This window comes from Candidatus Pelagibacter sp. PS_16, assembly GCF_059417965.1.
The window spans coordinates 529858-542255 of the sequence record NZ_CM182074.1 but is presented as its reverse complement, the minus strand read 5'-3'; the positions used below and the strand labels follow the sequence as shown (position 1 = coordinate 542255).

13 protein-coding genes are annotated in these 12398 nt (G+C 28.9%); 3 read left to right on the top strand and 10 right to left on the bottom strand.

Annotation, left to right across the window (positions count from 1 at the left end):
* Positions 1 to 22: 22 nt before the first annotated feature.
* Genes ispD through AC5SL0_RS02755 form a run of 3 tightly spaced genes read left to right on the top strand, consistent with a single transcriptional unit; the run spans position 23 to position 2092 of the window.
* Positions 23 to 1138, top strand: a complete 1116-nt coding sequence (gene ispD, locus AC5SL0_RS02765) for a 2-C-methyl-D-erythritol 4-phosphate cytidylyltransferase (RefSeq protein WP_494618649.1) — start codon at positions 23 to 25, stop codon at positions 1136 to 1138.
* Positions 1131 to 1634 (top strand): phosphatidylglycerophosphatase A family protein, encoded by a 504-nt coding sequence (locus tag AC5SL0_RS02760; RefSeq protein WP_494618648.1) that lies wholly within the window; start codon positions 1131 to 1133, stop codon positions 1632 to 1634. The genes ispD and AC5SL0_RS02760 overlap by 8 nt, the downstream gene beginning before the upstream one ends.
* On the top strand, positions 1601 to 2092 hold the full coding sequence (locus AC5SL0_RS02755) for a CinA family protein (RefSeq protein ID WP_494618647.1): 492 nt from the start codon (positions 1601 to 1603) through the stop codon (positions 2090 to 2092). The genes AC5SL0_RS02760 and AC5SL0_RS02755 overlap by 34 nt, the downstream gene beginning before the upstream one ends.
* Before the next feature lie 17 nt (positions 2093 to 2109).
* Here the strand turns inward: AC5SL0_RS02755 and AC5SL0_RS02750 are convergent, their stop codons facing one another.
* The 10 genes from AC5SL0_RS02750 to AC5SL0_RS02705 form a co-directional block, all read right to left on the bottom strand.
* Complete coding sequence (locus tag AC5SL0_RS02750) at positions 2110 to 2547, bottom strand: type II toxin-antitoxin system RatA family toxin (RefSeq protein WP_006996973.1); 438 nt, start codon at positions 2545 to 2547, stop codon at positions 2110 to 2112.
* Complete coding sequence (lipA, locus tag AC5SL0_RS02745) at positions 2547 to 3473, bottom strand: lipoyl synthase (protein ID WP_494594152.1); 927 nt, start codon at positions 3471 to 3473, stop codon at positions 2547 to 2549. Before lipA ends, AC5SL0_RS02750 begins: the two co-directional genes overlap by 1 nt.
* The gene (locus tag AC5SL0_RS02740; RefSeq protein WP_006996975.1) at positions 3463 to 3765 is read right to left on the bottom strand and encodes an FtsB family cell division protein; all 303 of its coding nucleotides are present in this window, start codon (positions 3763 to 3765) and stop codon (positions 3463 to 3465) included. The genes lipA and AC5SL0_RS02740 overlap by 11 nt, the downstream gene beginning before the upstream one ends.
* Positions 3765 to 5021, bottom strand: coding sequence for a phosphopyruvate hydratase (eno, locus tag AC5SL0_RS02735; protein ID WP_494618645.1), 1257 nt, complete (start codon positions 5019 to 5021; stop codon positions 3765 to 3767). Before eno ends, AC5SL0_RS02740 begins: the two co-directional genes overlap by 1 nt.
* On the bottom strand, positions 5022 to 5846 hold the full coding sequence (kdsA, locus tag AC5SL0_RS02730; RefSeq protein ID WP_494618644.1) for a 3-deoxy-8-phosphooctulonate synthase: 825 nt from the start codon (positions 5844 to 5846) through the stop codon (positions 5022 to 5024). It lies immediately after the preceding gene.
* Positions 5843 to 7459 carry a CTP synthase gene (gene pyrG, locus AC5SL0_RS02725; RefSeq protein ID WP_011282053.1) on the bottom strand — a complete coding sequence of 539 codons (1617 nt, stop codon included), beginning with the start codon at positions 7457 to 7459 and terminating at the stop codon, positions 5843 to 5845. Before pyrG ends, kdsA begins: the two co-directional genes overlap by 4 nt.
* A gap of 87 nt (positions 7460 to 7546) precedes the next feature.
* On the bottom strand, positions 7547 to 8167 hold the full coding sequence (locus AC5SL0_RS02720; protein ID WP_494618642.1) for a pilin: 621 nt from the start codon (positions 8165 to 8167) through the stop codon (positions 7547 to 7549).
* A 77-nt stretch (positions 8168 to 8244) separates the two neighbouring features.
* Positions 8245 to 10347, bottom strand: a complete 2103-nt coding sequence (locus AC5SL0_RS02715; RefSeq protein ID WP_494618641.1) for a site-2 protease family protein — start codon at positions 10345 to 10347, stop codon at positions 8245 to 8247.
* A complete protein-coding gene (locus tag AC5SL0_RS02710; protein WP_006996984.1) occupies positions 10344 to 11678 on the bottom strand; it encodes an efflux RND transporter periplasmic adaptor subunit in 1335 nt (444 codons plus the stop codon). The genes AC5SL0_RS02715 and AC5SL0_RS02710 overlap by 4 nt, the downstream gene beginning before the upstream one ends.
* A complete protein-coding gene (locus AC5SL0_RS02705; protein ID WP_011282050.1) occupies positions 11675 to 12388 on the bottom strand; it encodes an efflux RND transporter periplasmic adaptor subunit in 714 nt (237 codons plus the stop codon). Before AC5SL0_RS02705 ends, AC5SL0_RS02710 begins: the two co-directional genes overlap by 4 nt.
* Between the last annotated feature and the right edge of the window lie 10 nt (positions 12389 to 12398).

Below are 12398 nucleotides of genomic sequence, written 5' to 3'. Positions count from 1 at the left end.
TAATGTGTTATATATTTTTATCATGAATAGTTGCTTTATAATACTTGCTGGAGGTGAAAGTAAAAGATTTAATTCAAATACTCCAAAACCCTACACAAATTATAAAGGTAAACCTTTATTATTGCATTCAATTGATAAAGCTAAAGTTTTTAATAAATTTAATAAAATTGTTCTGGTAGTAAATAAAAAACACAAAAATTTTATCAAGAAACTTAATATTAAAAACATCAAAATTATCACAGGTGGAAAAACAAGAGCAGAGTCTGCTTATAATGCCTTAAAAAGTATTAAAGAAAATAATTTTAAAAATGTAATAATTCATGATGCTGCAAGACCAAATTTTTCTTTAAAACTTTTAAATAAATTAATGAATGAATTAAAATTAAATGATTGTGTAATTCCCGCAATTCAAACTGCAGATACAGTTAAGCAGAAAATATCGAATAATGTTAAAAATTTAAAAAGAGAAAATATTTACTTAATCCAAACACCTCAAGCATTTAACTATAAAAAACTTTTTGAACTTCAAAATAATAAAAGTGAGGAAGTTACTGATGATGCTAACTTATTTGTAAGAGCTGGTAAAAAAATAAAGATTATAAAGGGCGAAACTACTAATAATAAAATTACAATAAATTCAGATATTAAATTTAATAATTTAATAAAATTTGGAATAGGTTTTGATGTTCATAGGTTGGTTCCTAATAAGAAGCTTTACATAGGTGGAATTAAGATACCCTCACCTATTGGTACATTAGGTCATTCAGATGGAGATCCTGTGTTACACGCTGTAACAGATGCTATACTTGGAGCTTGCTCTATGGGTGATATTGGTGAAAAATTCTCTGATAAGAATAAGAAATTTAAAAATATCAGATCTACAATTCTGTTAAGCAAAATAATAAAGCAAACTGTAAAAAAAGGTTATCTAATAAATAATCTTGATATTAATATCATTACTCAAAAACCTAAAATTCAAAAATATAAAAAACAAATATTAAACTGTATTGCAAAAATTTGTAATATCTCTCCCACTCAAATTAATATAAAAGGTAAAACAACTGAAAAGTTAGGTGTAATTGGTAAAGAAAAAGCTATAGCTTGTGAAGTAATAGCCTCAGTTATTAAAAATGATTAAATTCTTCAACTCATTATTAGTTACTATGTTTGGTCTTGGTAAGATTAAATATATGCCCGGAACATTTGGGTCACTGGCGACTGTAATTATTCTTTATTATCTATTCCACACTTTAAATATTTCACCAAATATAATTTTATTTGGATTGATAATAGTATTTATTTACTCATTTTATGCTGTTTCAAGTTATATAGAAAATAGTGAAAATAAGGATCCTGGTGAAATAATAATTGATGAATTTTTAGGTCAATCAATACCCATATATCTTTATGAGATATCTCATGGAACAACAAAAGACGCTGGTGAAGCTATTGTTTATTATGCTCTATTTTTTATTCTTTTTAGATATTTTGATATCATGAAGCCATTTCCTGTAAACTTTTTTGATAAAAACTTTAAGAATAGTTTTGGTGTAATTATGGATGATATCTGTGCTGGTTTTTATGTGGTTCTAACCCTTGTGTGTTTCATGATTTTAAAGAATTATATTTTATAATGAAAAATATTGTAAAAAAATTAATTAAAAAAAAACTTAAAATATCTTTTGCCGAGTCATGCACAGGAGGGATGTTAGCTGCATCTATTACTTCTATTAGTGGTGCATCTAAAGTATTTAACATAGGTCTTATTACCTATTCTAATCAAGCAAAAATCAATATTTTAAAAGTAAATAAAAATATTATTAAAAAATATGGTGCTGTTAGTGCTGAATGTTGTGAGGCTATGGTTAAAAATTTAACAAAGATTTCTAAAGCTCAAATAAATGTATCTGTCACTGGAATTGCAGGTCCTAATGGCGGAACTAAAAACAAACCCATCGGATTAGTCTATATAGGAGTAAAAAGTTCCAATAAATTGGTGATAACAAAAAATATTTTTAAACAAAAAACAAGAAACTCAATTCAAAAAGCTTCAGTTAAAAGGGCCTTGGATATTGTTAGCTCTTTAATTTGAGCAGTTTTTTAAATTTTTTATACTGTTTCAGCTCTTTTTTGAAAAGCATCAGCAATTTTATTTAAACCAAATTCAAAAGATTTTTCCATTAACAAATTTAAAAACTTATTTTTAATTTCAAAATCAACATCAAAATAAACCTCAGTGATGTTATTATTTTCTATAAATTTCCAATTATTTTGTAAGTGTTTTAGTGGTCCATCTAAATTAGTAACATTAATCGTGTCATCTTTTTTATTAAATCTAACGTCACTTTTATAAGTATCGCTAAAAGGACCCTTTCCAATTGTTAAATCTGCTATGATTAAAATTTGATTATTTTCATCTTTTCTATCGTAGACTTTTGAGTCTAGGCAAAAAGGGATAAATTCTGGATATTTTTCGATATCCAAAACAAACTCAATAAGTTTATTTTTTTTTTTATTTATACTTCTTTTAACTGATGCCTTAGGCATTAATGATTGTTAATTCTATTATGTTGAAGTTTAGCAAAATCTTCATCTGCATGATAGGAAGATCTAGTTAAAGGTGTCGATGAAACTAATAAAAATCCTTTTGATTTTGCAATAGTTTCTAACTCTTTAAATTCATCAGGATGGTAATAACGATCTAAGGGGTGATGTCTTACAGAGGGTTGCAAGTATTGACCAATAGTTAAAAAATCTACATCAGCTGCTTTTAGATCATCCATCACTTGAATGATCTCCTCTTTATTTTCACCTAATCCAACCATTAATCCTGATTTTGTGAAAACATTTTTATTAACTAATTTTGCATTCTTTAAGAGTTCTAATGATGAAAAATATCTAGAGCCTGGTCTTACTTTTAAATAAAGTCTAGGCACAGTTTCAATGTTATGATTAAAAACATCAGGATTAGCTTCTAGTACTTTTTTATAAGCATCTCCTTTTCTTAAAAAATCAGGTGTTAAAACTTCAATAGATGTATTAGGATTTTTTTTTCTTGTTTGATCAATTACCTCAAAAAAATGATTTGATCCTCCATCGTCGAGATCATCTCTATCAACGGAAGTGATTACGACATGTTTTAAATTTAATTTTTTTACGGCTTCAGCTATTTTAACGGGTTCTAATGAGTCTAGTTTTCCTGGCTTGCCTGTTTTTACATCACAAAAAGCACATGCTCTTGTGCAAGTATCACCCATTATCATAAATGTTGCATGTCTTTTGCTCCAACATTCTGTGATATTTGGACAGTTAGCTTCCTGACATACCGTTACTAAATTATTATTATTAACAATTGTTTTTGTTAGAAAAAACTCTTTACTATTAACAAGTTTAGATCTTATCCAATCAGGTTTTTTTTTGATTGGATTTAAAGGTTTGTTAACTTTTTCTGGATGTCTTGGCTTAGTTGTCATTCTTTTTAATTATATAAAGGGTCTCTCCTTCTTTGCCAAACATAAATTTTTCTCTAATTAAGGTTTCAACATAATCTAGGTCTAATTTAGTACTTAATAGAGAGTTTTTAAATTCAAGCTCTTTTATTTTATTAGATAAATTAGCTTCTTCAATTTTTAAATTAACTAAAATTTCTTTTTTTTTAAAATAAGAAAAAAGACCTCTTTCACCATCTAGAAGGTTAAAGAAAAAATAAAGTATTAAAAAAGTAGAGATTAATAAAAAATAATTTTTTTTTAATTTCCCCAGCATTAATGAATTTTACTCATTGATGCTTTTTTTCCAAGCTCTTCTTCTATACGTAATAATTGATTATATTTTGCAACACGTTCTGATCTAGCTAAAGATCCAGTTTTTATTTGATTTGAATTTGTACCTACAGCCAGGTCTGCTATAAAAGTGTCTTCGCTATCTCCAGATCTATGAGAAATTATTGTTTTATATCCAATGATTTGTGCAAACTTTATAACTTCAAGTGTTTCAGATACCGTACCAATTTGATTGAGTTTAATTAATATAGAGTTTGAAGAATTATTTAAAAAGCCTTTTTTAAGTCTTTCTAAATTAGTTACATACAAATCATCTCCAACTATTTGCACATTATTAGTATTTTTCATTAATTTACTCCATGCCATCCAATCATTTTCTCCAAATGGATCTTCAATAGATTTAATTTTGTATTTATTTATTATTTTCTTATATTCTTTAATAGATTGATCTACCGAAACAAATTTTTTTGAATGAATAGAATACTTATCTTTCTTCATTAATTCATTTGCCGCCACATCTAAGCAAATCGAAACATCTTTGCCATTTTTAAAACCAGACTTATTAATTGCAGCAACAACTAAATCTAAAGCTTTTTCATTACTATTGATCATTGGAGCAAAACCACCTTCGTCACCAACAGATGTTGACAACCCTTTCTTTATAATTAGCTTTTTTAAGTTATTAATTACAACAAAGCATATTCTCATAGCTTCTGAAAAACTCTTAGCTTTATCGGGTCTAATCATGAACTCTTGAATTCTTAATCCGTTATTAGCATGTGCACCCCCATTAATAATATTCATTAATGGATATGGTAATTTATAATTATTTTTTACTAAAAAAGTTTTATACAGTGGAATATTCTTAATCTTTGCTGAAAGCTTTTTAGCAGCCATTGATACAGCTAAAATTGCATTAGCACCTAAATTTGTTTTTTGTCTAGTACCATCAAGATTAATTAAGATTGTATCAATACGTGTTTGATCATGAATATTTGTACCTATTAATTTTTTTGAAATTTTCGTATTAACTAAATTGACTGTACCTAAAACACTTTTACCTAAATATTTTTTATTGTTATCGTCTCTTTTTTCAAATGCTTCATAAGTTCCGGTTGAAGCACCCGATGGACAAATGGCAGACGCACTTAATTTTTTTGAATAAACTTCAGCTTCAATTGTGGGGTTTCCTCTACTATCAAAAACTTGACGAGCTTTAATCTTTAAAATCTTACTCATTTATTTTTTAATCAGATTATCTATTTCAAATAATTGAGATAATAATTTTTCTAATTTATCTAATGGAACCATGTTAGGTCCATCAGATGGAGCATTATCTGGATCTTGGTGTGTTTCAATAAAGACACCTGCAACACCTACAGCTACTGCAGCTCTTGCTAAGTATTCTACAAACTCTCTTTGACCACCACTTGTTTCACCTAAACCTCCAGGTTGTTGCACTGAGTGCGTAGCATCAAAGATAACTGGATATCCATTTTTTGCCATTATGGGTAGAGATCTCATGTCAGAGACAAGAGTATTATAACCAAAGCTTGCTCCTCTTTCGGTAACTAAAATATTATTATTACCAGAGTCAGCAATTTTTTTTGTAACATTAACCATATCCCATGGTGCTAGGAATTGACCTTTTTTAACATTTATAATTTTATTCGTTTTTGCAGCAGCGATTAACAGATCCGTTTGCCTACATAGAAATGCAGGTATTTGCAAAATATCAACATGATCTTTTAATAATGAACATTGTTCTGCGTTATGAATGTCGGTTAAAATTGGAACGTTGAGTTCTTTTTTAATTTTATCAAATACGGGAAGGGAAGCTTCTAAACCGGCCCCTCTTTGCCCTTTTAAACTGGTTCTATTCGCTTTATCAAATGAAGTTTTATAGATAAATCCAAGACCTAATTTTTTTGTAATTTCTTGAATTTTACCTGCCATGTCCATTGCATGTTGTTCAGTTTCAAGCTGACAAGGTCCAGCAATAATACAAATCTTATTATCGTTTGAAATTTCTATATTTCCGCAATTAACTTTTTTACTACTCATTTATGATTTTTAGCTGCCTTGATAAATGAAGAGAATAAAGGATGAGGAGCTAAAGGTCTAGATTTAAATTCAGGGTGAAACTGAACCCCTATAAACCATGGGTGATTTTTTAACTCTATAATCTCAGGTAACTTATTATCAGGCGATAACCCTGAAAAAATCATCCCTTTTTTTTCAAATTTATCTTTAAAAGCAATATTGACTTCATATCTATGTCTGTGTCTCTCTTTAATTAATTTGGATTTATAAATTTTACTGATTTTTGAATTATCTTTTAGTTTTGCATCATAAGAACCCAGTCTCATTGTGCCTCCTAAATCTTTATCGGTTCCTTTAATCTTTTTACCATCTTTGGTCCATTCATTGATTAATCCAATAATAGGTAATCCTTTTTTATCAAACTCACTTGAGGTAGCATTTTTTAAATTCAATTGATTTCTTGCAAATTCAATGATGGCCATTTGCATTCCATAACAAATTCCAAGGAATGGAATTTTATTTAGTCTGGCGTGTTTGATAGCTTCAATTTTTCCATCTGTGCCTCTTTTACCAAATCCACCGGGAATTAATATGCCTGAAATATTTTTAAGCTTCTTCTTAATTTCAGAAATTTTTAATTTTTCAGAATCTATTCTAACTAAATTGACTTTAACTTTATTATCAATTCCTCCATGGGTTAATGCTTCATCTAAAGATTTATAAGCATCTTTTAACTCCACGTATTTTCCAATGATTGCAATATTAACTTGTTTTTTATTATGTAAAATTATTTTAGTTATTTTTTTCCAAGGATTTAAGTTTGCAGGTTTTTTTGATTTTAATTTAAAATAATTTAAAACTTGCAAATCTAATTTTTCTTTAAAAAAGCTCATTGGAGCTTCATAAATAGTTCTTACATCTACTGTCTCAATAACATTTTTAATATCCACATTACAAAATAATGATATTTTTTTTCTATGATCTAATGGAATAGGTCTTTCTGATCTACAAATGATGATATCTGGTTGAATACCTATACTTCTTAATTCTTTAACTGAGTGTTGGGTTGGTTTTGTTTTTATTTCATCCGATGCTTTTAAGTAAGGAACTAAGGTTAAATGAATGAATAATGCATTTTTTTTACCCACATCATTTGCAAATTGTCTAATCGCCTCTACAAATGGCAGGCTTTCTATATCCCCTACTATTCCACCTATTTCACAAATAACAAAATCTTCTTTGGATGAATCGTGTTTGATAAATTGTTTTATACGATCAGTAATATGTGGAATAACTTGGACAGTTTTTCCTAAATATTCTCCTTTTCTTTCTTTTCTAAGAACATCGCTATAAATTTTTCCTGTTGTAATATTATCTGATTTTTTTGCAGACACTCCTGAAAATCTTTCATAGTGACCTAAATCTAAATCTGTTTCAGCTCCATCATCGGTTACAAAAACTTCTCCATGTTGAAATGGGCTCATAGTTCCTGGATCTACATTTAAATACGGATCTAGTTTTCTAATTCTAACTTTGTAACCTCTTGATTGTAATAGATAAGCTAATGATGCTGAAGAGAGACCTTTACCAAGGGAAGAAACCACACCGCCGGTGACAAAGATATATCGCGCCATGGTAGTATCTTATAGACATTAAATATGAAAATGGAAAGAAGTATTTTATGTTAATTATTTATCCATTTTAAGAAAACATATAAATTTTCAATAGATATCAAATTCGTATTCTATCACTTTATCACGACATTTAGTTATTAGATACAGTTGTCCCTCTGACTGCCAATTATTGCTTAATTCATTTCCACTACTATCTCTTTTTAGAAGAGATACACTACCTCTCATATCATATCTATCTCCATCATAAATTTCCCTCCTTGCAGTACCACCAGAAACAGCACCAGAACCAGTGTAGGGATTAGTCATCGTTTTAAGTGTTGTTCTTGAACCTATATTTGAGTCTGGTTTTCTATGACTATCTTGACTAGAAATATCTCTTACAGTAAGACTGACTAATTGTTCAGTTGTCGTGTACCCATACTGATACACAACTGACATGCCGTTATAGAACATAGTATCACAATCAAATTCCCAAGATTGTTCATTATTCCACAAAAAATTAATTGTTGGGTTAAGCTCACACCACATTATATTTTCATAAACAGCTTTAACTATGGTTCTAAAATTACCTTTGCAAGCTGATTCTTTAGCCCCAGCTGTATACCCATTATAAGCAACAACCCCGACAGATGATAAAATACCAATGATGGCAACTACCACTAATAATTCAATTAAGGTAAAACCTTTTTTATTATTTATAACTTTCATTTTTAAAATTATAATTGATTTGATGTATCTTTTTATATCAAAAGACGTCCATTTTAGGTTTAATAAACTAATGATATTTAAAAACCACTTTCTCTTACAAGAATAGCAATAATATTTTTAAACAATTTTGTAAAAGGGCTGTATCGACTCCCTTCAATATGAACAAAACCAGGTAATTCGAATTGAATTTTACTACGTTTCGCAAGTTTGAAGTCTGCAATATAATGTGCTGTTTGTGGACGATATTGAAATTTTCCTCCTGTAAAATTTCTTATAGCAACTGGACCATTATGAATTGAGCTTAATGAAATGTAAGGAAGATTATTAACAGCAGATAAATCTAGTGATTTTGAAACTAAATAAACTTTATCATGAATTCCATCGTTTGGAATAAAGACAGCTGGGTTTTCTTCTAAAAATCGATCTATTTGTTCTTCTTTAATAAATCCTTTTACTTTTCCAGTACCAAAATGAACAATGCCTAAAAGTTGATCTAAATTACTTACCCACATATCTTCAGATAAATTATAAAAATCTTTTATCTTTCCTTTAATGGGTGCTTTAATTAAAAGCTTATTTTGAACTTTTGTAAGACCAGATAATTCAGTTTGTAGAGCAATTAGTCTTTGTTGTAACGTTAAGTATTGATCCATATTTCCTGCTGAATTACTTAATCGATTAATCTTTGTCTTGATTAGTTTTATATTTCTTCTTAATGAAATAATTTCATTCTCTAAATCAGGCGAATAAAGTTCAATAAGATTTTGTCCTTTTTCAACTTCATCATCTTTTTCAACTAATATTCTTTTAATCATTGAAGGATAAGGTGCGTAAATTTTTGAATACTGCTCAGAAATATATACTGCAGGTATTTTTAAAGATGACTTCCAGGGTAAGAATAAAACCATTAATAAAGCAGTAATAATGATTAAAGTTCTTTTTGTTTGTTTGTTAAATTTTATTTCAGATTTTAATTTGTACCAATTATTCACTTCACGAATTACCGGTAACATAATGAACCAATAAATTTCAACTGCAAACAGTATGATTCCTAAAAATTTAAATGCTAGGTGATAAACTAAAAGTGCAATACCTAAAAATAGAAAAAATCGATACAGCCATGTCGCCCAAGCATAAACGATAAAAGTCCATCTTCTTGAGGGGTTAATTTCTTCTGGAGGACTATGATTAAGACCAAATAAAGTTTCCCTTATTTTCCACCTTGCAAGAGCAAATGAACGAGGTTGTAAATTTTCAGCTTTTAACCAATCGGAAAAAACATAGTAGCCATCAAATCTCATGAAAGGACTTACATTAATTGTTAAGGATGAAATCCATGATGTTGTTGCAATGAAAAAGGCTGCACTTTTAAATCCACCTTCAGGTAAAATTCCCCAAATAAAAGTTGCAAATAACGCTAGATGTAATTCTGTAAGTATACCACCAAAGTTTATTAATAATCTTTCTTTGTGATTTCTAAGTCTCCAGGCATCAGTTGTATCGGTATATAAAAATGGAAAAAAAACTAAAAAAGCTATTCCAATCGCAGATACTCTGCAACCATAGTGTTTTGCAATATAAGCATGTCCTAATTCATGAAGACATTTTACAAAAACTAAAGTTAAGAAATAAAGCATTAACCCTTGAAAAGAAAAGAAATAAAGAAAAGTGCTTTTAAAGGTTTCAAATTGTTGAGCGACTAAAAATAAACCAACAAAACCAAAGAAGTAAGTAATATTTCTAAATCGTTTTGAACCAAAATATTTTACATATTTTAAAGTTTTAGAAAGCCAATTGTCTGGTTTAAATAATGGAATTTTAAAAAATAGATAACTGTGTATTAAATATAATAACCAGCTCTTCTTCATGCTATTTTTTTGTTGTAGTAAATAGCTAACGTTTTGACCGGAAGGTTGGACAATTAAATTATTTTGGTGAAGAAAACTAATAAAACTTTTTATTTCATCTTCACTGGTTTCAATTCCTGATGAATTAATTTTCTTTTCAAAGTTTTTAATATCTTCACCTCCACTCCAGTTTTTAATAAGTTTAAAAGCAGTTAAACCAAGTGTGAAGTATTTATTTCGAATTGCATCATACAAAAGCCATGCGGGCGAACCATCTTCACGGCTATTACCACGAAAAACTTCTAAATCTTGTCTTAGATAAGGAACGATCATATTCCTATTAATTGTCTTACAAAAGTAATTGGTTTTCTAAGAACATAATAGAATAGAAAAACTCTTGAACCATAAACTTTAGCCGTTCCTCTCAATCCTATTCTTGGAGGTTTTTTTCCCTCAAAACTAGCTCCTAATTTATAAGATAATATTTCTTCAGGAGACAAAGAAGGTTCGTAAGAAGATCTTAAAAGTTTTCCTTTTAACGAGCTAATTGGATTAATGTCTAAAAACACTTTAACTTTAGAATTTTCTTTAATAACTAACGAGTCTTTAACCGGCAACCATATCAAAAACTCAACTTCATCAGGATTTGCAACAGTCATAATTTTTTCACCCACTGCAACGGGTCGTCCTTGCCAATCATTTTTTTGATCTACAATTGCAATTCCTTTTTGTTTTGCAAATAATTTTGTATTTTTTAGCTTTTCTTGTGCTGATGCTACTTCTACTTTTTTTAATTCTACTTGTGCCACTAATTCTGCTAATCGAGCTTTTTCCTCATTATTCGTAAAGGATGATTGTCTGCTTCGAAGAAGTTCTTTTTGAGCTACTTGAAGGGATTGGTTTGTAATATTTAAATTATTTTTAAGTTCGATATCTTCTAATAAAACCAATAAATCACCTTGCTTAATTTTATCGTTATTACTTGCTACAATATTTTTAACCACCCCATCAAATGGTGAAGTAACTAAGCTTGGATTTTTTGCTATAACCTCAACTGGAGCCGTACTAGTTATTCGAATAGGTAAAATTAAAATTATAAAAATAGCTGCATAAATTTTCCATGATTTTTTTCCAGTTAAATATTTTTTATAATGATTTTTAATTGAAAAATCTTTTAAGAACGAATTAAAAGCATGACCATAAGTTGAAGACAAATGTCCGGCAAGTTCAATTTCGTTTTCAGAAAATTTTTCACTTCTTACTAATAATAAATAACCTTGTAGGCCTTTTTGAGGTGAAATAATTGGAATAAATAAAATGTTTTCGGGTAAATTTTTTGGTTTCTCAGAATTAATATTTTTAGCAATTTTGTCTAATTCTAAATTTTGAATTTCTTTATCACTTAACGATTTATCGTTGTTCACAAAGTTTTCTATAAAAGTAAGTAAAGGTGACGTTCTATCAACTGTAGCTAAATCAGAGGTTGCTTTAATATTAAATTTATCCGCTGGTGTTTTTAATAATAAAAACGCACTGATATAATCGATAATTTGTCTTGTCTCATTTGCGATTACAAAATGTAGTTCGTCTTGAGATCTTGCTTCTCTTGCTTTTTTTTCTAAACCAAATAACCGAGCAACTTTTATGTTTTTATCTTCGCTCAAAATTTAACGATCCCACTCATTCCAGGTATTAATGAATCGTATTTTTCATTAAACTGTGCTTTTAATTCTATTGTTTGACTAATTGCATCCACTGTAGCTCCTAAACTAATAACGGTTGCATCTAACGTTTCTCCAGTTTCATCAATAATGATTTTTACGTTATGTCCTTTTTTTAACCATTTAAGCCAATTACTTGGAGCAACAATTTCAGCTTCTAATAATCCATCCCCAACAATGTCCATTAAGGGTTGTCTTTGTTCTATACTGGTAAAAATAGTTGTATAAACATCCATCACTTTTCCATCATAAGGAGCAATGATTTCACATCGATCCACATTTAAAGTTGCAATACTCAATTCTGCTTTAGCCTTTTCATAATTTGAAACTGTTAATTGGTATTGGAGTTTACCAATTGATCTTAGTTCTAATAACTCTTTATCATTTTCTAATTGTATTCTTGCACTCTCATGTTCGGCTTTAATTACATCTTTTTGTGCTTTATAAATTTCACAATCAAAACTAATCAGCACATCCCCTTCTTTAAAAGCATCTCCTAATAAAAAATTAATACTTTGAACTCTTGCAGCAATTTCACTGGAAATGGAAACTTTCTCCGTTGCGCTCACTAAACCTCGAGCTTCCCTTTCTTCAGAATGAACAGGGTTTAAAAATGATAAATAAATGAATAATATAAATAGTAATTGTTTCATGAGGCTAAGT